15 protein-coding genes and 1 pseudogene are annotated in these 23,068 nt (G+C 65.9%); 4 read left to right on the top strand and 12 right to left on the bottom strand.

Translation table 11 applies throughout. The annotated features are described in order from the left end of the window. Positions 1-15 precede the first annotated feature (15 nt). Positions 16-195, bottom strand: a complete 180-nt coding sequence (locus ACIDOCELLA78_RS81210; RefSeq protein WP_249674903.1) for a HigA family addiction module antitoxin — start codon at positions 193-195, stop codon at positions 16-18. 357 nt (positions 196-552) lie between these two features. Between ACIDOCELLA78_RS81210 and istA (ACIDOCELLA78_RS81215) the strand changes: the two genes are divergently transcribed. Both istA (ACIDOCELLA78_RS81215) and istB (ACIDOCELLA78_RS81220) read left to right on the top strand, forming a co-directional pair. Continuing rightward, entirely contained in the window at positions 553-2,079 is a 1,527-nt protein-coding gene (gene istA / locus ACIDOCELLA78_RS81215) for an IS21 family transposase (RefSeq protein ID WP_201727680.1), read from the top strand. A 17-nt stretch (positions 2,080-2,096) separates the two neighbouring features. After that, positions 2,097-2,843: an IS21-like element helper ATPase IstB gene (gene istB / locus ACIDOCELLA78_RS81220; protein ID WP_201727488.1), complete on the top strand. Its 747-nt coding sequence runs from the start codon at positions 2,097-2,099 to the stop codon at positions 2,841-2,843. A 257-nt stretch (positions 2,844-3,100) separates the two neighbouring features. Here istB (ACIDOCELLA78_RS81220) and ACIDOCELLA78_RS81225 read toward each other — a convergent pair. The 11 genes and pseudogenes from ACIDOCELLA78_RS81225 to ACIDOCELLA78_RS81275 form a co-directional block, all read right to left on the bottom strand. After that, positions 3,101-3,818, bottom strand: a pseudogene (locus ACIDOCELLA78_RS81225) (IS6 family transposase). 181 nt (positions 3,819-3,999) lie between these two features. Further along, on the bottom strand, positions 4,000-12,456 hold the full coding sequence (locus ACIDOCELLA78_RS81230) for a GH36-type glycosyl hydrolase domain-containing protein (protein ID WP_201727489.1): 8,457 nt from the start codon (positions 12,454-12,456) through the stop codon (positions 4,000-4,002). Between the two features lie 10 nt (positions 12,457-12,466). Then, the gene (locus ACIDOCELLA78_RS81235) at positions 12,467-13,540 is read right to left on the bottom strand and encodes a universal stress protein (protein ID WP_201727490.1); all 1,074 of its coding nucleotides are present in this window, start codon (positions 13,538-13,540) and stop codon (positions 12,467-12,469) included. A 209-nt stretch (positions 13,541-13,749) separates the two neighbouring features. Next, on the bottom strand, positions 13,750-14,730 hold the full coding sequence (locus ACIDOCELLA78_RS81240) for a F0F1 ATP synthase subunit gamma (protein WP_201727491.1): 981 nt from the start codon (positions 14,728-14,730) through the stop codon (positions 13,750-13,752). Next, positions 14,730-14,924 (bottom strand): hypothetical protein, encoded by a 195-nt coding sequence (locus ACIDOCELLA78_RS81245; protein ID WP_201727492.1) that lies wholly within the window; start codon positions 14,922-14,924, stop codon positions 14,730-14,732. Before ACIDOCELLA78_RS81245 ends, ACIDOCELLA78_RS81240 begins: the two co-directional genes overlap by 1 nt. 91 nt (positions 14,925-15,015) lie before the next feature. Beyond that, positions 15,016-15,810 (bottom strand): IS21-like element helper ATPase IstB, encoded by a 795-nt coding sequence (gene istB / locus ACIDOCELLA78_RS81250; RefSeq protein WP_013641220.1) that lies wholly within the window; start codon positions 15,808-15,810, stop codon positions 15,016-15,018. Continuing rightward, positions 15,800-17,329 (bottom strand): IS21 family transposase, encoded by a 1,530-nt coding sequence (gene istA, locus ACIDOCELLA78_RS81255; protein ID WP_201727493.1) that lies wholly within the window; start codon positions 17,327-17,329, stop codon positions 15,800-15,802. Before istA (ACIDOCELLA78_RS81255) ends, istB (ACIDOCELLA78_RS81250) begins: the two co-directional genes overlap by 11 nt. A gap of 107 nt (positions 17,330-17,436) precedes the next feature. Then, the gene (locus ACIDOCELLA78_RS81260) at positions 17,437-18,771 is read right to left on the bottom strand and encodes a DUF3141 domain-containing protein (RefSeq protein ID WP_249674905.1); all 1,335 of its coding nucleotides are present in this window, start codon (positions 18,769-18,771) and stop codon (positions 17,437-17,439) included. Between the two features lie 190 nt (positions 18,772-18,961). Beyond that, a complete protein-coding gene (locus ACIDOCELLA78_RS81265; protein ID WP_201727494.1) occupies positions 18,962-19,378 on the bottom strand; it encodes a hypothetical protein in 417 nt (138 codons plus the stop codon). 18 nt (positions 19,379-19,396) lie between these two features. Further along, positions 19,397-20,074, bottom strand: coding sequence for a hypothetical protein (locus ACIDOCELLA78_RS81270; protein WP_201727495.1), 678 nt, complete (start codon positions 20,072-20,074; stop codon positions 19,397-19,399). A 357-nt stretch (positions 20,075-20,431) separates the two neighbouring features. Next, positions 20,432-20,602 carry a hypothetical protein gene (locus ACIDOCELLA78_RS81275; protein ID WP_249674999.1) on the bottom strand — a complete coding sequence of 57 codons (171 nt, stop codon included), beginning with the start codon at positions 20,600-20,602 and terminating at the stop codon, positions 20,432-20,434. Here ACIDOCELLA78_RS81275 and ACIDOCELLA78_RS81280 point away from each other — a divergent pair. Both ACIDOCELLA78_RS81280 and ACIDOCELLA78_RS81285 read left to right on the top strand, forming a co-directional pair. Next, positions 20,534-20,866, top strand: a complete 333-nt coding sequence (locus ACIDOCELLA78_RS81280) for a DEAD/DEAH box helicase family protein (RefSeq protein ID WP_374223213.1) — start codon at positions 20,534-20,536, stop codon at positions 20,864-20,866. The two genes, ACIDOCELLA78_RS81275 and ACIDOCELLA78_RS81280, sit on opposite strands and share 69 nt — an antisense overlap. Continuing rightward, positions 20,761-22,941: a DUF3141 domain-containing protein gene (locus tag ACIDOCELLA78_RS81285; RefSeq protein WP_249674907.1), complete on the top strand. Its 2,181-nt coding sequence runs from the start codon at positions 20,761-20,763 to the stop codon at positions 22,939-22,941. The genes ACIDOCELLA78_RS81280 and ACIDOCELLA78_RS81285 overlap by 106 nt, the downstream gene beginning before the upstream one ends. The last annotated feature ends 127 nt before the right edge of the window (positions 22,942-23,068 follow it).

Genomic DNA, 23,068 nt, shown 5'->3' on the forward strand with positions numbered 1-23,068 from the left:
TTCCCGGGTCAGATCTCAGCGGAAATCAACAACTGGTGGCTGCTTGTGTTGTCGTGCAAGCCAAAGGTCATAGTTTGCCTGCATCCCAAGCCATGCCTGCGCCGTGCTCACGCCAGCCTGTTCAAGCCGGATCGCCAAATCAGGGCTAATGACAGCCCTGGCGTTCAACACGCGCGACAACGCAGCGCGGGACATAGCCAGCCTGTGGGCGGCCTCGGTAACGGAAAGCCCCGCTCGCCGATGACATCCTCTCTGAGCAGTTCGCCAGGATGTGGCGGATTAAGCATCATTTTGCCTTCTCCTGATGGTAGTCTTGATAGTTTACCTGCTGATTCCGGGCTCAATTCGCCCGGGATTCCGAGATTAACTCGCCCGGGATTCCGGGAATTATTCGCCCACCTATTCCGAGATTAATTCGCCCACCTGTTCCGACTTTTATTCGCCCAGGCGGGCGGGGTTGGCCGGGTTGGCTTGAGGTCTCTGCTGGCTGGTTCAGGTTCCCTCCCTTTGGCTGATCGAGGGAGCGGATGAATGCCAGTGGAGCGGATTGCGATGCGCGATGTGCGCGAGATTGTCAGATTGAGGATGGCGGGGCTTTCGACCCGCCAGGTGGGGATCCGGGTCGGGGTTGCGGCATCGACGGTGCGCTTGACGCTGCGGCGACTGGAGGCGGCCGGGCTCGATGGGCCAGGGGCTCTGGCGCTGTCCGAAGCGGCATTGGAAAGGCGCTTGTTCGACGGCGCGGTGGGCAAGCGGCCGGGGCATCGACGTGTGGATGAGCCGGACTGGGGGCGTATCCGCCGCGAGTTGCAGCGCAAGCACGTGACGCTGTCGATCCTGTGGGACGAGTATATTGCCGAGCACCCGGATGGGTATCGCTACAGCCGGTTCTGCGAGCTCTACCGGAGCTGGGAAGCCCGGCTACCGGTGACGATGCGCCAGACCCACGCATCGGGCGAGAAGCTGTTCGTCGATTATGCCGGCGACACGGTGCCGGTGGTGATCGACCGGCTCACCGGCGAGACGCGTGCGGCCCAGATCTTCGTCGCCGTTCTCGGCGCATCGAGCTTCACCTATGCTGAGGCGACCTGGACCCAGACCCTGCCGGACTGGATCGAGGCGCATAATCGCACTCTGGCAGCAATTGGCGGCGTGCCGGCGCTGCTGGTGCCCGACAACGCCAGGGTCGCGATCATCCGCGCCTGCCTCTACGATCCACAGGTCAACCGGACCTACACCGATATGGCGCGCCATTACGGCACGGCCATTCTCCCGGCGCGGCCGCGGCGGCCGCGTGACAAGGCGAAGGTCGAGGTGGCGGTTTTGCTGGCGGAGCGGTGGCTGCTGGGCAAGCTGCGCAACCGGGCATTTTACGGCCTCGCCGAACTGAATGCCGCGATCGCTGAATTCTGCCGCTGGCTGAACGAGGAGCGGGTCGTCCGTCGCCTGGGGGCGACAAGACGGCATCTGCTGGAAACACTCGATCGTCCCGCGCTGAAGGAACTGCCGGCCGAACCCTATGTGCTGGCGCAATGGCGGCGCCGGCGGGTCGGCATCGATTATCACGTCGAGATCGAGAAGCATTTTTACTCCGTCCCCTACCGGCACGCCCGCGCCGAGGTCGAGGCCCGGTTCACCGTGCGCACGGTCGAGATCTTTCTCCGTGGCGAACGGATCGCCGTGCACGCACGCAGGCCGGGTAACGGCAAACACACGACGATCGCCGAGCACATGCCCTCGAGCCACCGGCGTTATGGCGACTGGACCATCGCACGGATCCATCAGGAAGCCGCACGGCTTGGTCCCTCGGTCGCGACACTCTGCACCCTGATCCTCGAACGCCGGCCTCATCCGGAGCAGGGGTTCCGCGCCTGCATCGGCATCCTTCGCCTGGCCCGCAGTGTTGGCGCCGACCGGCTCGATGCCGCGGCCGAGCGCGCGCTCACCATCGGCACCCTGACCTACGGCTCGGTCAAATCCATCCTCGATAACCGGCTGGAGCGAGCCGCCGGCACCGCCAGTCCCGATCCCACCCCGATCCGCCACCCCAACATCCGGGGCGGCGGATATTTCCACTGATGACAAGGAGAAGCCTCATGCTGAACCATCCGACCCTCGATCAGATCCACCAGCTCGGTCTTGCAGGCATGGCCCGCGCGTTCACCGAGCTGCACGCCAATCCCGAAACCCCCAGCCTCAGTCACGCCGAATGGCTCGGTCTTCTGCTCGACCGCGAGATCACCGTCCGACGTGACAAGCGGTTGAGCACAAGGCTGCGCCATGCCAGGCTGCGCCATGACGCTGCAATCGAGGATGTCGATTACCGGAGTGCCCGCGGCCTCGATCGGGCTCTGTTCCAGAAGCTGATCCAGGGTGAGTGGATCGACGCGCACGACAATCTCGTCCTGAGCGGGCCGACAGGGGTCGGAAAATCGTGGCTGGCCTGTGCCCTCGGTCACAAGGCATGTCGCGATGACAGGACCGTGCTCTATCAGCGCGCCCCCAAACTCTTCGCAGAACTCGCGGTCGCCCGCGCCGAAGGGCGTCACGGCCGGATGATCCGCACCCTCGGTGCCGTCAATCTACTGATCCTCGACGACTTCGGCCTTGCTCCACTCGACGCCGGCGCCCGTCACGACCTGCTCGAGATCGTCGAGGATCGCTACGGCCGCCGCGCCACCATCATCACCAGCCAGATCCCCCCGGCGCATTGGCATGAGCTGATCGGCGATCCGACCTACGCCGACGCCATTCTCGACCGTCTGCTCCACAATGCCCACCGCATCGAACTCACCGGCGAAAGCCTGCGCAAGATCCGCAAGCAAACCCCAAAAACCGCTTGACCCAACGAGAACAGGAGAGCAACGAAATCAACAGCCACAGAGACCGCTACCCGGGCGAATAAATCTCGGAATCCCCGGGCGAATAAACGTCGGAATCGTGGGCGAATTAAAATCGGAATCCATGGGCGAATTCTCCGGAATCCGCAAGTTTACCAACTCAACGCCAGTCTCAACGAACCGAAACGTCACTCTCCAACTGGCTCTGTTGCAAATTTTGTGAGCAGGGGGGAGTGACGTATTCTGGATGAGAGCCGGGCTTATCGGGCCGCCTCGCGGTCCGTTTGTTGGCCGATGAGCTGGACTGCGTCGGCAAGGGCGCAGGCGCCGAGGCCGAAGGCACGCTCGACCAGACGTGCCTCGCCGCAAATGTCACGCGTGAGATTGAACATGGCGGCCTGCCCCTTGCGCAAGACCCGCATCACCTCGAAGCCCTTGATCGTGGCATAGGCCGTCTTCAGTGTCTTGAAGCCGCGCACCGGGCGGGTCAGGTGCTTGAGCTTGCCGTGGTGCGCCTCGACGACGTTGTTCAAGTATTTGACCTGGCGATGGCGTCGGTCGGCGCCTTGTCGGTATTGATGATCTCGGGTTTCTCCAAGTCCTTCAATCCGTTCAGTGACTTGCCCGGAAAACGCTTTGCCGCCTTCGTATTCCGCGTTGGCGATAGTTAGGAATCGATCGTGTTCCCCTGCTTGTCGACGGCACGGTACAGATAGGCCCATGCGCCACGGACCTTGATATAGGTCTCGCCGCCCCGCCAGCTCGTCGAGGTTGGCCGCCGCCATTGCCAGCGCAGCAGCTTCTCAATCTCCGGGCATATCGCTGAACCCAGCGGTAAATCGTCGAATGATCAACGTTCACGCCGCACTCAGCCATCATCTGCTCAAGATCCCGATAGCTGATCCCATACCGGCAGTACCATCGCACCGCCCAAAGCACGATCTCACCCTCGTAATGCCGCCCTCTGAACGCTGACACCACCGCTCCTCCTCCAGCCCGCATCCAATCCCATCAGAGACAACCAGAATTCGCAACAGAGCCCTCACGCTGTCCGACTGAATGCCGGGAGGGCGGTCGTAACCGCAACGACCGCTTGGGAGAGCAGGGGAAGATTGCTCGACGGCGTGCGGGGAGGCGAGGGTTGCGATTGCGCTGAGGTTCAGGTCGGCGGCGACTGGCCCAGCCGCACGACGACATGGCGAACCGCGCCGTCGGTAGGAAAGCCTATGGCGTCACCTGTGAAGATCACGCCGTCCACGGTCGTCTCGACGATGCCGCGGCCGACATGGTCCTGGTCTTCGATCCGGATGGAAAGGACGCCGTCCGGCCCCCTGATCTCCGCTTCGGCCAGCCCCCAGGCCCTGGGCAGGCACGGATCGATCAGGAGTGCCCCGTTGCGTAGCCGCAGCCCGAGGATCCCCTCGATGCCAAGCCGCAGGGTCCAGGCCGCCGAGCCGGTGTACCAACTCCATCCGCCTTGTCCGGCATGCGGCGCAACGCTCGCGATATCCGCCGCAAGCACATAAGGTTCCACCCGATAATGCGCGGCATCGGCCCGCGACGCGGCATGCCGGATCGGGCTGAGAAGGTCGAAGATTTCCCATGCGCGATCGCCGTCGCCAAGACCGACGCAGGCAAGGCCAAGCCACGCGGCGGCATGCGTGTACTGCCCGCCGTTCTCACGGATTCCCGGTGGATAGGCCTTGATGTAGCCAGGATCGCGCGAGGTACGGTCGAATGGCGGCCAGAGCAGCCGCACGATCCTCTCGTCCGGGCGGACGAGTTCCCCTGCCGCGGCCGCGACGGCGGTGCGCGCCCGCTCCGTCACGCCCGTCCCTGCGAGAACGGCCCATGATTGCGAGATCGAATCGATGCGGCACTCGGCGATGTCGGAGGCGCCCCATGGCTGTCCGTTATCGTCGAATGCGCGCACATACCACTGCCCGTCCCAGGCGTGCTGTTCGATGGCGTTTCCGAGTTCCTCGGCCCGGCGTGTCCAGCGTGTCGCGAGGTCGCCGCGTTCCAGGCGGGTTGCCAGGCCGGCGAAGCCGCGCATCGTCGCGATGGCGAACCAGGCGAGCCAGACGCTCTCGCCGCGCCCCCGCGCGCCCACCCGGTTCATGCCATCGTTCCAGTCGCCCGCACCCATCAGCGGCAGGCCATGCGCGCCGCGCGTATCCCCATGCTCCAGGGCGCGCTGGCAGTGCTCGAACAGGGACCGGCGTTCCGGTCCCGCATCAAACTGCGCGTAGCGATCGTCCTCGTCCGCCAGCAGCGGGGCGGCGCGCAGGAAGGCCACATCTTCCTGCAGGATCGACGCATCCCCGGTCGCTTCGACGTATCGGGTCGTGACGTAGGGAAGCCAGAGCAGGTCGTCCGAGCACCGGGTCCGCACGCCGCGATCCTGCGGCGGGTGCCACCAGTGCAGCACGTCGCCTTCCTCGAACTGCCGGGCCGCGCAGGTCAGGATATGAGCGCGCGCCCGCGCCGGTGCGACATGAAACAGGGCGAGAATGTCCTGCAACTGGTCGCGAAACCCGAGCGCGCCACCGGCCTGGTAGAACCCCGCCCGCGCCAGGATTCGTGAGGCGAGGGTCTGGTACAGGAGCCAGCGATTGGCCAGCAGGTCGAACGACGCATCCGGCGTGCGCACCCGGACCGCGCCCAGCCGTTGCTCCCAGCAGCGGTTCAGTGCCGCGAAGGCGTGATCGGCATATCCTGCCTGGCGAACGGTTTGCGCCAGTTCGGCCGCATGCGCGCGATCATTTCCCTGGCCGAGAGCGAAGACGACCTCCGCCTCGCCGTTCGCGGCAAGATCGAGATGCACCTGCAAGGCCGCACACGGATCGGCGCCGGCCCGGACGCGGCCGCCCAGATCCCAGCCGAGCAGACCCGCAGGCCGGTCAAGACGGCCTTCGCGCCCCAGGAAATCCTGACGGTCCGTGGTAAGGCTGTGGGGTGCATGGTCGGAGGTCAGGAACGCCACGCGTTCGGTGAAGTCCGGGTTCCATGGATTGCGTGCGAACAGGGCCTGGCATTCGGGATCGTAGTCGCAGACCACCTGCGGGCGGACGATGCTGCCGAGCGCGCCCAGCAGCCACGCGGCGTAATAGGTTGCCGTGATCCGCCGCGCGCGGGGGCGCAGGTTGCGCAACCGCAGCCGCGCCAGCTTCACGGGCTGATCGGACGACACGAAAATCAGCAGTTCCTGCTCCAGCCCGTGACTGTGCTGGCGCCAAATGGTGTAACCCGCGCCGTGGCGGATCTGGCAGGCGGCATCCGCGCCGGCGGGCTCGGGCGTCGGGGTCCAGATCTCGGCGGTTTCCTCGTCGCGCAGATAGACTATTTCGCTCGGTGGATCGGCGACCGGATCGTTGGTCCAGGCGGTGAGGCGGTTTTCCCCGCTGTTGACGGCCCAGGTGTACCCGCCACCGGCCTCGGTGACGAGGCAGCCGAATTCATCGTTGGCCAGCACGTTGCTCCAGGGGGACGGCGTTCGCGTGCCCGGCTCGAGGTGGATGACATATTCGCGCCCATCCTCGGAGAAGCCGCCGAAATTGTTGTCGAACACCAGGCCGGTCGGACGGGTGAGTGGCGGGTCGGCCGGCGCGACCGGCGGTGCGCCGGTCGGCTCGAAGCGCGGCAGCATGGCACGCGGCTCGGCCGCGCGCTCGAGCTGCCGGGAGAGCGAGCCCTGTGTCTCGTCCAGCACGACACGCGCGACGGATTCAAGCAGGCCCCGGTCCTCGCCATGGATCAGGTCGGAAAAGATCAGATGGATTCCGCCGGCACGGCCGAGCAGTTCGTGCGCGCCGCCCTCGTGCAACAGGGCAAGAACACGCTCGCGCACGGGTTCCTCGTATCCCGAGACGCCCACCCGCAGGATCACGAGATCCACCTGAAGCCCGCGTCGCCGCCAGAATTGCAGGGCGCGAACGAGCAGCGGCAGGAGTCCCATTTCATTCTGGCCGCTCGCCCGCAGCAGCAGGATCGGCAGGTCGCCCGAGATCCCGAGCCCCCAGAGACGCGGCTGGCCGAGCCGATTGGCGGCAATCCCGGCCGGTGTGGCGCGCAAGGTCTCATGTGGATGAATGAGCAGCGACGCGAGGGTGGCGATTTCCGGCAGGCGTTCAGGCCGCAGGCCGATCCGCTGCGCCTCCCGCCCCGCCGCGGCGGCTGCGTCACCCAGCGCCCAGTCGAGCGCGGTAAGTTCGGCGTAGCGTTCCGCCAGTTCCAGGACCGACCCGCGGGAGCCGGACACCATGGTCAGGAACGCGAACTGCCGGCGCTCCTGCGGCGCGAGTTCGAGCCGTACCTGCAGGGACATGACGGGATCGAGCGTCCAGCCGACCGTTCCGGCCAGCCCCTCGACGATGCCGCGCGGGCGCCGCATGTCGCCGCCGCGACCGAGGAACGACCGGCGGTCGGTATCGAACCCGGCGAGCTCCATGTCGGGCCGGTCGAACACGACACGATGCAGCAGCACCGGTGGGGCATCGTGGGGGCTGCGGGGCCGGCGGGTGAACAGCAGGCCATCGAACCGGGCCACATGCTCGCTGCCGACGAACAGCTTGCTGAACGCGGGGTGGCGTTCGTCGTCCAGCGGCGGCGCCAGCACGACCTCACCATAGCTGCTCAGCCGCACGACACGCGGCCGGTCGCTGTTGTTCACGACGGTCACGCGGCGGATTTCCACGTCATCACCGGGCACGATGGCGACTTCCATGCCGATGCCGATCTCATGGTCGCGGCGGTTGAACGCGGCGAGATGGGCATGAAACACCACCCGTGCGTCGTCCGACTCGATACCGCAGGGCTGGCGACCGACGGACCAGACCGCACCGCTGTCCTCGTCGTTCACATAGATCCACAGCCCATGGTCGTCGCGCGTGGCGTCGGGCAGCCAGCGGGTGATCGCCTGCCGGCGCCACCAGAGCGCGCCGCCGCCGGCCTCTGAAATCCAGCAGGTCAGGCTGCCATTTCCAAGAACATTCATCTGGGGGAAGCCGCTCCCGGTTGCCGGGGCCCATGCCTGCGGTGCCGGCAGCGCGGCGCGCTGCGAGACGGGTTTGCTCTCGTCCTCCTCCGCCTGCTCGCGCACAGGTTCCGGTGGCAATTCCCAGGGAACCCGCTCCTCGAGCAGGAGTTCGATCGCCCGGATGCGCGGGTCCCGGCGCAGGCGGGTCACCAGGATATCGTCGTGCACGGCATTGCCGATCGCCGCCAGGATCATGCCCTGGTGGTGCACCATGTAGCTGCCTACCGTGGCGAAGGTGCGTCCGACCGGCACCCGCTCCGGCGTGAAATCCGCGGCTTCGAACGCGCCGTAGGTGCCGGACAGTCCGATCTCTTCAAGCGTCCGCAGGTTCCGCACCGCCTCGCCCGGACGAACGGCAAGTGCCAGGGCGCTCGCATAGGGGGCGACCACGCGATCCCGCGCCAGCCCGCGGCGCAGGCCGAGCCCGGGCACGCCGAAGGCATGGTACTGGTAGTGATGGTCAGAATTGAGCACGGCATACGCCGATTCGGAAACGCCCCATGGGATGTCGAGACTGCCGGCGTATCGGCGCTGGGTATCCACCGCCGTCCGCTCGCTGCGCGTCATCAGCGTATCGGGGCCACCGCGCAGGAGGAGCGAGGGCATCAGATATTCGAACATGGACCCGTTCCAGGACATGAGCGACATGCCGCTGCGCAGGCGGGTGATCGGGCGGCCGAGAAAGAACCAGTGCTCGGCGGGAACGTCTCGTTTCGCGATCGCGAAATAGCTGGCCATCCGCGCCTCGGACGCGAAGAGGTCGTAGTGGTGGGGATCGATCCTGTCGGAACTGGCGTTGTAGCCGATATGAAAAAGCCTGGAGTCCCGATCGTAGAGCAGATCGAACTCCATGGCCGTCGCCATGGCGTCGGCTCGTGCCGCAAGGGCGCGCAGGCTGTCGCCCAATCCGTCTTGTGCAACGCCGCTGCGGGCGAGCGCGGCATCGAGTTCCGACAACCATTGCGCGCTCGCCGGATCCGGTGCCAGCGCCGCCGCTTCGGCCACGGCCCTGCGTATCCGCGCCCGCGCGTCGCCGGCCTTCGCCGGGGGCAAGACGGGAGACAGCTCGTCCTTCATCTGCCGGACCAGGTCCGCGCATGCCGGCGGGGCCGTGTCCATCAGGGCCAGCCAGGGGTGGAGACGGTCGAGATCCCGCTGCATGCTGGCGAGATGATGGTGCACGCGCTCCAGCCAAATGCGCAGTTCGCGCAACGATCCGGCGGGGAGTGCATCGGACGCGCCTGCGATCGTCTCCGTGATCATCGCCTCGAGTTCGGGACACTGACGCTCGCAGATCCCGACGAGGGCGGTCCGCCAGCTTTCCGGGTCTGCGCGAACCGTCACGGCATACCCTGCGAGCGTTGCAGCGGTCGCGCGCAAGTCTGCCACCTCTGCGTGCCGAACGCGTTCCAGGGCCTCCGCCAGCAGACCAAGGGTATCGGCCAGACCGTCCCACAGCTTGCTGCGCAGTGCCGGCGCATCCGCCGCCTCCAGGCAGCATTCCTTCAAGGTGACAAGGCAGAGCGCCAAATTCCCGCTGTCGACCGTCGAGACATAACGCGGTTCAAGCGGGTGCAGCAGCCTCGTGTCATACCAGTTGAGGAAATGGCCTCGGTAGCGCTCGAGCCGGTCAAGCGTGTCGAGAGCGGCGTGGACACGGGCGTTCAGATCGCTCGAGCCGAGATATCCCAGGTCCCAGGCGGTGACCGTCGAGAGGAACATCATGCCGACGTTGGTTGGCGACGTTCTGTGGGCAAGCTCCGCGTAGGGTTGCTCCTGGAAATTGTCCGGTGGCAGCCAGTTGTGCTCAGGGCCGACGAAGACCTCGAAATAGAGCCACGTCCGCCGTGCCAGACGGCGCAGGTAGGCGCGCTCGTCGGTTGTCAGGTCCGGCCGGGACAATCGGGACGAACGGCTGGTCCACACGGCAATTCCCGGCGCTGCGATCCAGAGCAGGAGTATGGGCGCAGCGGACGGGAACGCCCAAGGGTCGCTGACCGCGATCAGGACCGTGCAGGCCATCGCCACGAACGGGCTGATCCACAGCACCCGCCAGGCGGTGGCATGCGACCGGGTGGCGGCGAAATGGATCTCGGAATGAGCGGCTGAAGTCCATTCCAGAAGGTGTTGACGCGAAACCAGGAGCCGCCACAAAGTTCGCGCGATGGCATCGAGCGCGATGGCCGCATCCTGCGTCAGGAAGACGATGGTCAGCCCCCATCGCCCGGCGTGCTCGGTCAGGCGCCTCCACGTGCCGCGCATCAGTTCGCGCGGGCGGCCGCGCGCGAAATCGCTCAGGACCTCGGTGAACAGGGCGATACCGAGCGGGGCGATCGCGACGAGGGTCCACACCCAGGGGCTTCCAGGCAGGATCAGCCAGCCGGCCACGAGGAGTGCTACGAGCGCTATCGGAACCAGGCTGCGACGAAGATTGTCAAGTATCTTCCAGCGATCGAGTGTCGACAACGGGTTTTCGACACGCTGCCCATGGGCGGCGGGAACCCGCCTGAACAGCCAGGGCAGCAACTGCCAGTCGCCGCGCACCCAACGGTGCCATCGGCGGCTGAACTCGAGATAGCCGGCGGGAAAGCCTTCATAGACAACGATGTCGGATGCCAGCGCGACCCGACCGTGGGCACCTTCGAACAGATCGTGGCTCAAGAGCGCATTCTCGGGCACTCTGGCATCGAGGCCCGCTTGGAACGGCGCGACCTCGTAGATCCCCTTGCCGACATAGCTCCCCGCGCCGAAGAGATCCTGGTACACATCCGAAACGGCCCGGCTGTAGATGTCGATTGCCGTATCCCCCGTGGCAAGCTGGGCAAACAGCGATCGCATGCCGCTATCTGGCCGAATTTCCGCACGCGGCTGGATCACGGTGTAGCCGGACCGCACACGCCCCGTAGCCGCATCGATGACCGGGCTGTTCAGCGGGTGTGCCAATGCGCTCACCAGACGATTGACGGCACCCGGCGGCAAGATGGTGTCGGCATCGACGGTGACGACGAAGCGCCGCCCGCGAAGGGCTTCGGTATCTCCCTCCTGCAGCGGGAAGGCGGGCGTCTGGTCTCCCAGCACGAGGCGATTGAACTGCTCGAGCTTGCCGCGCTTCCTTTCCCACCCCATCCAGCTTCCTTCGGCGGCGTTGAAGCGGCGGGCGCGGTGCAGCAGGTGAAACGGGCCGTCGCCGCCTTGTCCATACCGCCCGTTGAGCCGGCGGATGCCATCCACCAGCGCCTCGTCCACCGCATCGTCACCGGGCATGTGCTCGGCAGGCGCATCGGTGTGATCGCTCAGCAGCACGAAGCGGAGCGTGGCATCGGGGTTGGAGAGCCAGTGCAGTTCCAGGCGTTCGATGAGCCCGGGGACCTCGCTCGTGGCACCGATGATGATCGGCATGACGACCGCGGTGGCGCACTCGGGCGGAATGCCGTTCTTGAGGTCGAGCTTGGGCAGGACGCGTGGTCGCACTAGCAGTGTGATGACCCAGTGCACGACGGCGACCGAGAGTATGGATGCCGGCAGCACAGCCAGCAGGATGCCGAACGTCCACCCAAGCGGCCCCGCGTCGGCGCTGGCGAGATAGAAGGCCGGCGGCAGCAGCGCCGCCACGCCGGTGATCACGAGCGCAGACGCATAGAGCCGGCCGGGGTGCCGCTGCGCCCAGCCTCGTGCCGATGCTGCCAGGGACGGGTGGTAGCCGATCGCCGTCTCCGTCTCGTCCCGGCGATGTCCGATCAGCCAGTGGCCCACATGCCCGGCCTGTTGCGACGGGTCCGCGGCCTTCGCCAGGTTGATGACTTCCCGGGCCACGTCCGTCTCGGGGCGGGCAACATCATCCGCGAGTTGCTCGATCACCTTGCGATAACGGTCGCGGCTTTCGAAATCCATGCGCGCATAGATTTGGGCCGGATCAGTTTGCAGGATCGCCTCGACCTGGCTGGAGCTGTCGAAGAAATCATTCCACGAGACAGTGTCGATGACGCCGAGATTGCCCAGCGCACGCGATACGCACTCGGTGTCGTCCAGCGGCCCGAGCATGGCGACACAGGACGAGAGCGCGAAGGGTGGCTTCAGTCCGGGAACGAGCCGCGCGAACGCGGCCACCAGAAGCTCCAGGCACGCGAGCCTCAGCATGGTCGGGAACGCCCACAACTCGGCGATCGTGAGGGGTGCCTCTTCCTGGTAGGCGCGGATGAACCGTACGGCAGCCGAAAGCGAAACCTGCAGCCGGCAGGCGCGCAGCAACCCGTGCGCAAGATAGAAGATTCGCGGCAGACCTTCGTCATTCCCGGGCCCGGCCAGACGCGGCAACCTTCTGTAGAAAGCCCGCGGCAGATCCTCGCGAATTTGTCGGGCCGCGCGAAGGACCTGATAGTCGTTGTCCAGCAGCCAGTCGGCCGCTTTCGTCGCCTCGGGTTCCGGATCGGCGCAGCTGGCCCGGGCACGATCAAGCCAAGCTGCAAGCGCCGTGATGTGCTGCCAAGCCGCAATGGCTTCCGGCGCCTGATTGCTGACCCGGTGCAGGTCCCGGAGTTCCCCGGCTGTCGTTCTGATCAGATCCGGGTCCGTATCCATTCCCGCGGCCTCAGGGCGAGGCCTGGTCAGATACGCGGTGGCGTGCGCATGTCGGCGCAGGAACCGGGTGGCGCTGCGACCGCGCCGTCCGGGGGCGCACGATCAAAAGCGGCGTTGTCGGATGGTCGATCTGATACGCCGCGGTGCTGCCGTGCGGAACGTCCACATAGCCGCTGCGGCCATGCGATGACAGGACAACAAGGTCCGCCGCCTCGTCAACGATGGCCCGTGCGAGGCGCCTGCGGACGTCGCCGCCCCGGAGCACGAGGCTGCGGGCATGGATACCCTGATCCGCCAGATGGCTCCGGGTCCGGTCGAGATACTCCCGCGCCACCCGTTCGTTGCGGCGGACGAGGGTGTCGGACAGTTCCCGAGCTTCGGTCTCTGGCGGCCCGATTTCGGTCAGTTCCGGAACTGGCACCACATGAACGAACACGATTTCTCCCTCCCGGGCGCGTGCCAGGCGGACGGCCATGGGCACAGCGCTCTCGGCCCGGCACGATCCGTCAAGTGGCACCAGGATCTTCCGATACGCAACGGGGCCGCCATCGGCGACGCCATCGGGCACCAGCAACACCGAGCCGATCGCATGGGCGATGACGCTGCGTGCCGTGTTGCCGTGACTTCCGGTCGTCGCCTGGTCCTCGCCCTGTGTACAAAGCACCGTGAGGTCGACATCGTGGTCGCGGGCCCATAACGCGATCTGTTCGCCCGGTTCGCCCTCGATGACCTGTGCCTGGATCCGTGCCGGCGCGATGTCCTGTGCCGCCACGATCTGCAGCATGGCCTCCCACGTCTCGCGGCGGTGGATTTCCCATTCGACCGGATCGGGCGGGGATCCGCCCGCCGGTTGCGTCTCGATGACCCTGATCAGGGTCAGCTCGCCGTCCAGTGCTTGCGTGATCGCGGCCGCATGCGCCATCACCTTCCGCCCCATGGCCGAGGTGTCGACACATGCCATTATGCGCGGAGGCGCGGTGGAAGGATGAGTTGCGGAGGGCGCTTCGGCAGGTATGCCGGAATCTCGATTGGCCGGTGGATTCGTCATCATCGAACCTTCCAAGGCGAAAGCTTCGCTCGTCATGGCGCCCTCGCCTCTGCATGAGAAAAAAATGCTAGTCCAAGCCGCCATGCGCGACATTGACCTGCGTCAATGTTCTGTCGCGACGACTGTATCGGTCCGGATCGGGATGTCGCCCGGAATTCCGAAACAGGGCGGGCGGCGCGCCGAATGCCGTTGCGGCAGCGGCACGGGAGGCGGGTGGGCAGGCTTCGAGCGGTTCTGCCTCAGTGCTATGTTCGCGATCCCGCGCGCGACGAGGGGGCAGGATGCGGCGGTGCCGTGCGGACTACCGCTTGCGCATCCTTCTCTGCCGCCGCTTCTTCAGGTTCCTCATCCATGATGGCACCGTAGCCCGAGACGATGTCGAGGAGTTCCGAGGTGATCGCGTTCTGCCGGATCCGCCGATGCTCGATGTGCAGCTCATCGATCTTCTCGGCGATGCTGTGGTCGGCCGCCTGCATGGCCTCGAGACGCTCGGCGTGTTCGACCGTCTGGGACTGGATGATCGCGGTGAAGACGCGGGCGAACAGGAGCTGGCGCACCAGCCTGCGAAAGAGCAATTCCGGCGCCCCTAGCGGGACCGGCAGGCGATGCGACGGCCAATGTCGCGCGCGCAGCCCGGCAAGCCAGGCCGGATCGAGCGGCAGCAGGCGGGTTTGCACCGGCGTAACCGCTCCCATCTCGCCCGGGCGCTGGTAAAACAGCACCAGTTGATCGACGCCCTCATTCTCCTGCCAGTGATCGAGACGGGTCAGCACCGCGCCGACCGTGTGCGACAGCCCCTCCAGCGTCGCGGGGGCCTGCTGATGGCCGTCCGGCGGTTCGGCCGCGGCGCGCCAGCTTGCATCGACGCGCGACCCGATCGTCAGCACGAGGCGGGTTTCGACCGCCGCGCCGGAAGTGGCAAGGCTGTCCAGTGCGAAAGCCACGAGCCTTTCGTTGAAGGCGCCGCAAAGGCCGATTTCGGAGCCGACCAGCATCACCGCCGTGCGGCCGCGCCTGGGTGCACGGCTCTCGATCTCGGCGCCATCGAGCGCGCGAAGGACGACCTGCAGGCCCATCTCCACCGTCTCCAGGTAGCGCGCCATCGCCTGCTCGGCCAGTTCGTAGCGGCGGATGGCCACGGACGAGATCGTCTTCATCGTGCGCACCACCGCCTGCAGTTTCCCGGCGGTCTCGATGTGGCGGGACAGTTCCTCGAGCGTGGCCATCACACCTCCTGGCCAAGGGCCGCACGCGCCGCGGACAGGATCGCCGCCCGCCGTGTGCCCTCGAGCGGGGCGCCGGCCGCGATCTCTCCCGCTTCCTCAGTTGCGCTCACCGCCCGGATGACATCGGCGGCCGCTGCGGCCATCCCGTCGACGGCAATGGAATCGAACAGCCCCTCGGCCACGGCCAGCAGCAACGCGATCTGATGGGCGACTGTTGATTTCCGCTGAGATCTGACCCGGGAATTCCATCGAGATTTGACCCGCCCATAGTTTATGATTTGAGTTTCATGATGGGGTCAAGGCTGGATTTTTCTCCTTTCGTTTTTGGGATTTCTGCACGGAGCTATTTTTGAACCTGAAGCTGTCATTTCCGGTCTCGAGGATATGGCAGTGGTGGGTGAGGCGATCGAGGAGCGCGGTGGTCATCTTGGCGTCGCCGAAGACGGCGGACCATTCGCTGAAGCTCAGGTTGGTGGTGATGACGACGCTGGTGCGCTCGTAGAGCTTGCTGAGCAGATGGAACAGCAAAGCTCCGCCTGAGGCGCTGAAGGGCAGATAGCCAAGCTCATCGAGGATGACGAGGTCGGCATGGATCAGACGGCCGGCGATTTGCCCAGCCTTTCCCTGAGCTTTTTCCTGCTCCAGAGCATTGACCAGCTCGACGGTGGAGAAGAAGCGGACGCGCTTTTTGTGATGCTCGACGGCCTGCACGCCGAGCGCGGTGGCGATGTGGGTTTTGCCCGTGCCCGGGCCGCCGACGAGCACGACATTGTCGGCGGGTTCGATGAAGTCGCAACGATGCAACTGGCGGACCAGGGCCTCATTGACCTCGCTGCTGGCGAAGTCGAAGCCGGCCAGGTCGCGATAGGCCGGGAAGCGGGCGGCCTTGAACTGATAGGCCATGGAGCGGACCTCGCGCTCAGCGGTCTCGGCCTTGAGCAACTGGGAGAGTACCGGGATGGCGGCTTCGAAGGCCGGGGCACCCTGCTGGGCCAGTTCATCGACGGCCTGTGCCATGCCGTGCATTTTGAGGCTGCGCAGCATGATGACGAGCGCGCCGGTGGCGGGATCATGACGCATGGCGGGCCTCCTCAGATTGGCGCAAGCTATCGTAGCGCTCGACGTCAGCCTTGGGTTCATTGGCCAATGTCAGTGCCTGTGGCGCGGTGATGACCGGAAGCGGAGCCTGTTTGCCGTCGATCAGCCGGTGGAGCCGGTTGATGATATGCGTCTTGGACGGCACGCCGTCCTCCAGCGCCAGTTCCACCGCCACCAACACCGCCTGCTCGTCATGGTGCAGCACCAGGGCCAGGATCTCCACCATCTCCCGGTCACCGCCAGGACGGCGCAGGAGATGTTGCTGCAGCCGCTTGAAGGCATCGGGCAATTCCAGGAACGGCGCACCGTTGCGCAAGGCGCCCGGCTTGCGCTGGATCACCGCCAGATAATGCCGCCAGTCATACACAGTGCGCCCTGGGCCGTTGTGCGTCCGGTCGATGATGCGCGGATGCTCGCAGATGATTTGCCCCTCCGCCGCCACCACCAGCCTGTCGGGATAGACCCGCAGGCTGACCGGCCGGTTGGCAAAAGAGGCCGGCACGCTGTAGCGGTTACGCTCCAAGTGGATCAGGCAGGTCGAGGAGACCCGCTTGGTGTGTTCCACGAACCCATCGAACGGACGGCCCACAGGCATGAGGCTCTCAACCTCGCTGGCCCAGACATCGGCAATGGTTCCCGGCTCGTTGCCATGCGCGGTCTGCTCCCACAGCTCCCGGCAGCGCCGCTCCAGCCAGTCGTTCAGGGCGTCCAAGCTTTCGAACGGAGGCATGGACTGCCACAGGCGGTGGCGTGCATCCTGGACGTTCTTCTCAACCTGCCCCTTCTCCCAACCGGCGGCCCGATTACAGAACTCGGCCTCGAAGAGATAATGGCTGGTCATCGCCAGGAAGCGGGCGTTGACGCTGCGCTCCTTGCCACGGCCGACCTTGTCAACGGCGGTGCGCATGTTGTCGTAAATCCCGCGCCGCGGTACGCCGCCGAGAGCTTGGAAGGCGTGGTTATGCGCGTCGAACAACATCTCATGTGTCTGCAGCAGATAGGCCCGAACAATGAACGCCCGGCTATGCGACAGTTTGGTGTGCGCCACCTGCAACTTGACGCGGACGCCACCGATGATCGCAAAATCTTCGCTCCAGTCAAACTGGAACGCCTCGCCAGGCGCAAAGGCCAAGGGCACGAAGGTTCCCCGGCCGGCGGTCTGCTGCAGCCGTTGGCACTCCCCCTTCCAAGCCCGGGCAAAGGCCGCCACACGATTGTAGGAACCGTCATAGCCCAGGCTGACGAGATCACCGTATAGCTGCTTGACCGTCCGCCGCTGCTTGCGCGGCCGGCCAGCTTCACGGCGCAGCCACGCCAAAAGCTTCTCGGCATAAGGATCAAGCTTGCTCGGCCGGTCCGGAACCTGAAACTTCGGCTCAATCACATCAGACCGAAGATATTTGCGGATCGTGTTCCGCGACACGCCTGTGCGCCGGGAAATCTCTCGGATCGGCACATGCTCACGCTTATGCCACCGGCGGATAATGCTCAAAAACGCCATGTCCAACACTCCGTTCGCCCCCGCCTCTTCCAGACGGGGAAACAGTCAAACATGGGTCAAATCTCAGTGGAAAAATCCGGCCTTCCCGGGTCAGATCTCAGCGGAAATCAACAATCCATCATCTGTACGAACTCCTCGTCCTGCTCGGCGCCCACCTTGGTGGAGACGAAGATGGCGAGATGCCCGATCTTGTGGTCCAGACAATAGACGATCGTCTGATCGGCGGCACGGATCTCATCGACGCTGCGATACAGATCGAGAATCCAGCCAAGCGACTGCGGCGGCGGGCTGATGTTGTCGGCGGTCGAGGCGAAAGCGATGATCGGCGATCTGATGTTGCGAAGATCGAAGATCCTGCCATCGCTCGACGCCAACTGACCGCGCGTCAATTTATCGCCGATGAACAAATTGTCGACGAGGAACTGCAATTCATCGCCGTTGAGCTGGATGAAGTCGCCCCACCACTTCTCGAATGCGAGGTAGCGCGCGCCGCCGGTGTCGATGTGGGTATAGACGTCATACTGCTTGCCCCACAGCCAGTTCGCCGGGTTCAGGCTGTCGAAGTTCATCACCAGCGCGGTGCCGTCGAACCTGCCGCGGCCGAGATCGCTGGTCATCGCGGTCAGCCAGCTGCCGCCGAGCAGACCGCCGGCATAGCGCATCGGATACTTGCCGTGCACGCCCTGCCAGTACGACATCGGCGAGCCGGCGACGAGGCACGGCCCGAACAGGTCCGGCCGCAGCATCGCCACCATCAGGGTCTGGTAGCCCGCCTGGCAGTTGCCGATCGCGAACGGACGCGGTGCGCCGGGATGCAGCGCGACGACGCGCTCGAAGAACGCCACCTGACCTTCGACGACGTCGAGGAATTGCTGGCCAGGTTCGGGCGTCGCCGCGAAGCTGATGAAGTAGACCGGATGCCCGGCGTCCAGGGCGTCGCCGATCTCGCTCTCCGCCTTGAAGCCGCCGATGCCGGGACCCTGGCCGGCCCGCGGGTCCACCACCACGACCGGCCGCTTGCGTGGGTCGGTAATCACCCCTGGCGGTGGCGTGATGCGCAGCAGCGAGTAGTTCATCGGCCGCGGCAGCGCTTGGCCGCTCATCACCAGGTCATGGTCGAACCGCAACACCGTCGCCACCGGCCGTGCGGTGATCGCGATCTCGTCGTTGCCACGCTGCCGCAACAGCTCGAGGAACAGAACGCTGCGCTGGAACGCGTCGATCATGTATTCGGGCCAGGCGGTGGCAAGCTGGACCGCCGCAGGGCCGGCGTCGGCTGTCGCCGGTCCGTGCCCGGCCCTGCCCGGCGCCGGCTTGTGTCGCGCTGCGAAATCAATGGTCATCCCGATCTCCCTGGGGCGTCGCTCGGGCCCGGATGCGATTGCCACGCAACCGCCGCATCGCGCGGCGGCCGCCAAGGCGGTTTGGTTGCTTGCGGCCATCGGCCCGCTGCACGGCGCGGCTGCACGTCCCAGCCCGGCGGCAGCGCCATCCGGATGCCGGGAAAAGCGCGGATCCTGCGTTGAGGCATGGCGTTACCCGACGCGGCGACAGACAGGTTCGGCAACGATCGATCCGTCTGCGCCATTCCGCCGGACGCCCGGCTGCCGCCAGCGGCCGGTCGCGCATCATTCAGCGCTCTGGCCAGCCCTCCATTACGGCCAGATGGTCCAGGCTGCGCATGATCGAGGGATCGTTGCGAAGACTTGCGCAGGCATCCGGTGTCTTCCGGGCTGCGGCAAGTCGGATCCGCTGCAGCGCATCGCCCATCTTCTCGAAATGAACCAGGCCGGCCGGCGACAGGTACTTGCCCTGCATCCCCCACAGAGCGCCAGCCAGGGCATAGGCCTGGATCACCGATGCGCCCTGAATCAGCGCGTTCCACTGCCGACTTCGCACCTCGCACGAGGCGGCGCGCGCGGCGACCGCGACGATCCTGCTCATCGGCTGCATCTGCGCCTGATACGCCGCGGCCTTCTCTTCGGGTTGCGCCGCTCCGGCGACGATCGGCGCCATAACCAGAGCGATCACCGCAATTGCCCGCATCATCGCGATCCTCCTTTGCCATCAATGCGGCGAGATGATCGACCGGGTCGCCGGTCCCGAAGCAGCCGGCATGTCGGTTCGAGCATGAGCATCTCCGCCATCTCCAGCTTCAGTCGTGGACGTCCCTCGGCCGTCGGTCGCGCGCCCGGCACCGGCGGCCGCCGCCATGCCGGTTGCGGCTGGGAGCGGTACGCGGGCGGCGTCGGGTCGATTGCCGCCGCGTGCATCGACCTGACTTGCCTTCGCCGTCGGGACCTGCTGGCTCGCCATCGTGATGATCGAGGCCGACCACAGGGCGAAGACGACCGCCGATGCGATCAGCAGCACGGTCGGACCCAAGGCGACCAGCAGCCCGGCCGGGCGCAGCACGGTCGTCGAATTGCGGGCGGTCGCCGTGGCATCGGGAACTGCCGTGGGTTCGGGCCGATCGGGCAGGAGGGCAAGCACCTGTGTCGCGATGGTGCCCGGCTCCGCCTGCAGGGGCGACGCATTCGGCAGATCGGCGATCATCCTGGTCAGCCGCGCCTGAGCGGCTTCCTTCGGCAGCCGCGCGAACACGGCGGCTTCCTGCCAGGGGTCGAAATCGAGCCTGGCCAGCGCAGAGAGCACGCTGACGATCAGGCCTTTGCTGTCCTCGCCGATGGGTGCGAACAGGAACGCATCGAAGGGTGAGCGGGTATTGAATTGCGCGCGGGCCATTTCGGCTACCGCCTTTCATGTTCGCTGCAATGGGCGGGTCATGGTCGACCGCCACGAGGCTGAGCGATGAGGCGACCATAGGACAGTTCCGAAATCCGCGTCAGGGTCGGAATCTACGGGCTCTGCGCGCCCGGACGCCGATCGCTATATCTGCAAAGCCATGCCCGGGTTCGCGGTCATGAGGCAGACCTGAGGAAAGATCCCCTGTTTTGCGGCGGATTTTCGATGCGGATTCGGGGCGTGTGCCTAAGCGGTGGGTTTGGCTTGGGACGGTTCGATGACTGTGAGTAGCTTCTTTGGCTCTGATATTCCGAGGTTTTTAAGGATCTCGGCAGCTTCGGGGCTGATTTTGGTCTTCTAAACAATTGTCCGGCCGGCGATCTGATAGCGGACCGCCTTGAGGCCGGCGAGGATGTGGGCAATCCGCCCGGCATCATCGAAGTCGCGCTCATCCAGAGCCTGGTCCGCAACGGGGACGTCGCGGACACAGTTGCCGATTATGGCTATCTGATCGTCGATGAATGCCATCACCCGTCGGCGGCAAGCTTCGAGCTTGTCGCTCGGCGATCGAAGGCACGGTATGTGGTGGGCTTGTCCGCGACCGTGGCCCGCAAGGACGGCTATCACCCAATCATCTTCATGCAATATACCCTGCAGTGTTCGCTGCCGGGGGCATTGTCGCGGGCATGCCAGTCGGCTGCGCGCAAACCCAGGTCGCAGCGATGCTTCACATGCGACGGGCGAACATGTCTCGGTCGCGGCAGGCGCTCGCTGGCGACGTCCGTGCAGTGACGCAGGCCCGTTCGCGACGGTCGTGGCCACGCGTCTCGATCTGGCAAGGCGGCCGAGACCGCACGGTTGATCCGGCGAACGCCGAGATACTTGCGGCGCAATGGGGCGAGCTGCATGGCCAGGATACGGCGCCGAGGACCGACGAGGTGGCATCGGGGCATCGGCATCGGACCTGGGGTCGGCCCGATCGACCGCCCGCCGTCGAGATCTGGACGCTGCCCGCGATCGGGCACGCCGGGCATCCGGTCTACTTCATCAGCTTCGCGGCGACGCCCGAACCTGGCCAGCAATTCCTCGACGTCGTCGAAGGTCAGGTGGCGTTCTTCGAGCGCGTCGTCGCGCTGCATCCCGGCGCACCGCGTCCGTTCGCGATCGGCAACTGCCAGGCGGGCTACCAGACCCTGATGGTGGCGATGCTGCGGCCGGACCTGTTCGGGCCGTGCCTCGTCGCCGGCTCGCCGATGTCGTACTGGCAGGGCGTGCACGGCAAGTATCCGATGCGCTATGCCGGCGGTCTGCTCGGCGGCAGCTGGCTGACCGCGATGACCAGCGATCTCGGCCGCGGCAGGTTCGACGGCACCGCGCTGGTGATGAACTTCGACAGCCTGAACCCGGCGAACTGGCTGTGGGGCAAGCAGTATGACGTCTATACCCACATCGACACCGGCGGCGCGCGCTACCTCGCATTCGAGAAGTGGTGGGGCGACTTCATCCAGCTCAACGGCGATGAATTGCAGTTCCTCGTCGACAATTTGTTCATCGGCGATAAATTGACGCGCGGTCAGTTGGCGTCGAGCGATGGCAGGATCTTCGATCTTCGCAACATCAGATCGCCGATCATCGCTTTCGCCTCGACCGCCGACAACATCAGCCCGCCGCCGCAGTCGCTTGGCTGGATTCTCGATCTGTATCGCAGCGTCGATGAGATCCGTGCCGCCGATCAGACGATCGTCTATTGTCTGGACCACAAGATCGGGCATCTCGCCATCTTCGTCTCCACCAAGGTGGGCGCCGAGCAGGACGAGGAGTTCGTACAGATGATGGATGTCATCGACTGCCTGCCGCCGGGTCTGCATGAAATGATCATTTCGCCGCGGCCGGCCGAAACGCCGCGTGGCGGCTTCGTCACCGGCGATTGGATCGCCCGCTTCGAGACCCGCCCACTCGACGACATCTGCGCGCTTGGGCGCAACAGCTCCGAGGACGATCGCGCCTTCGCCGCCGTCGCGCGCCTGTCGGCCCTCAACCTCGCGGCCTATCGCAGGGTCCTCCAGCCGCTGGTGCGCGCGCTCGCGAACCAGCCGATGGCCGACCTCACCCGCGCCCTGAATCCGCTGCGGCTGAGCTACACGATCTTTGCCGACCGCAATCCATGGATGCAGGTTGTGCGGACGATGGCCGCCGGCGTGGACGCGGCGCGCCGGCCGGTGGCGGCCGACAATCCGTTCCTCGCGCTGCAGACGCAGGTTTCCGACCAGATCATCGCCGGACTGGATGCCTACCGCGCCGCGCGGGACATGATGGCCGAGCAGGTCTTCTTCGGTGTCTATGGCTCGCCGTTCGTGCAGGCGCTGCTCGGCATCACGGACAGGACCGAAGCAAGGCCACCGCCCGGCCCGTCCCCCGAACAACGGGCGCTGCAGGAGGTCCATGCAAAGGCATACGCCGCCAAGCTCAAGTCCGGCGGCTTCGACGAAGCGCTGACCAGGGCGGTGCTCTACGTGCTCGCGGCCGACCACGTGCTCGACCAGCGCTGCGCGCTCGCGCTCAACGCCGCGCGCCGGACGGTCATGCACCTGTCGCTTGCCGCGTTCAAGGCGGTGGTGCGGGATCAGGCATTCCTGCTGCAGCTCGAGCGCGAGCAGGCGATGGCGGCGCTCGCTGTGCTGGTACCTGAGGCGGACGCGCGGACAGCGCTGCTGAGCCAGGTGCGCGCGATCGTCGGCGCGGCCGGCCCGCCGAGTTCGGCCGAGAGCGACCGCCTGCTCCGACTGAAACAAGCGCTGGCGCCGCCACCGCGCCGCCCGACCGCCACCGCCGCGGCCTCGGGAAAGCCGCAGGCGGTGTCGCACTGAATCGAACGTGCCCGATCTCGGCGAGCGGGACGGCGCGTGACGATGGCAATGCCCTGGTGACCCAGGCGTGACATCAACCATGCCGCGGCTCACCCGACGCGAGGCGCGGCGCAGACAGGACGATGAG

Source organism: Acidocella sp. C78, assembly GCF_907164655.1.

What these genes read in the sequence shown, in the direction of transcription:
- istB (WP_013641220.1), bottom strand. Translation starts at nt 15,810, where the DNA reads ATGCGTCATGATCCCGCCACCGGCGCGCTCGTCATCATGCTGCGCAGC.
- ACIDOCELLA78_RS81235 (WP_201727490.1), bottom strand. Translation starts at nt 13,540, where the DNA reads ATGACGAGCGAAGCTTTCGCCTTGGAAGGTTCGATGATGACGAATCCA.
- ACIDOCELLA78_RS81240 (WP_201727491.1), bottom strand. Translation starts at nt 14,730, where the DNA reads ATGGCCACGCTCGAGGAACTGTCCCGCCACATCGAGACCGCCGGGAAA.
- ACIDOCELLA78_RS81265 (WP_201727494.1), bottom strand. Translation starts at nt 19,378, where the DNA reads ATGATGCGGGCAATTGCGGTGATCGCTCTGGTTATGGCGCCGATCGTC.
- ACIDOCELLA78_RS81260 (WP_249674905.1), bottom strand. Translation starts at nt 18,771, where the DNA reads ATGGCCGCAAGCAACCAAACCGCCTTGGCGGCCGCCGCGCGATGCGGC.
- ACIDOCELLA78_RS81270 (WP_201727495.1), bottom strand. Translation starts at nt 20,074, where the DNA reads ATGGCCCGCGCGCAATTCAATACCCGCTCACCCTTCGATGCGTTCCTG.
- istA (WP_201727680.1), top strand. Translation starts at nt 553, where the DNA reads ATGCGCGATGTGCGCGAGATTGTCAGATTGAGGATGGCGGGGCTTTCG.
- ACIDOCELLA78_RS81210 (WP_249674903.1), bottom strand. Translation starts at nt 195, where the DNA reads ATGTCCCGCGCTGCGTTGTCGCGCGTGTTGAACGCCAGGGCTGTCATT.
- istB (WP_201727488.1), top strand. Translation starts at nt 2,097, where the DNA reads ATGCTGAACCATCCGACCCTCGATCAGATCCACCAGCTCGGTCTTGCA.
- ACIDOCELLA78_RS81285 (WP_249674907.1), top strand. Translation starts at nt 20,761, where the DNA reads ATGCCAGTCGGCTGCGCGCAAACCCAGGTCGCAGCGATGCTTCACATG.
- istA (WP_201727493.1), bottom strand. Translation starts at nt 17,329, where the DNA reads ATGGCGTTTTTGAGCATTATCCGCCGGTGGCATAAGCGTGAGCATGTG.
- ACIDOCELLA78_RS81275 (WP_249674999.1), bottom strand. Translation starts at nt 20,602, where the DNA reads ATGGCATTCATCGACGATCAGATAGCCATAATCGGCAACTGTGTCCGC.
- ACIDOCELLA78_RS81230 (WP_201727489.1), bottom strand. Translation starts at nt 12,456, where the DNA reads ATGGATACGGACCCGGATCTGATCAGAACGACAGCCGGGGAACTCCGG.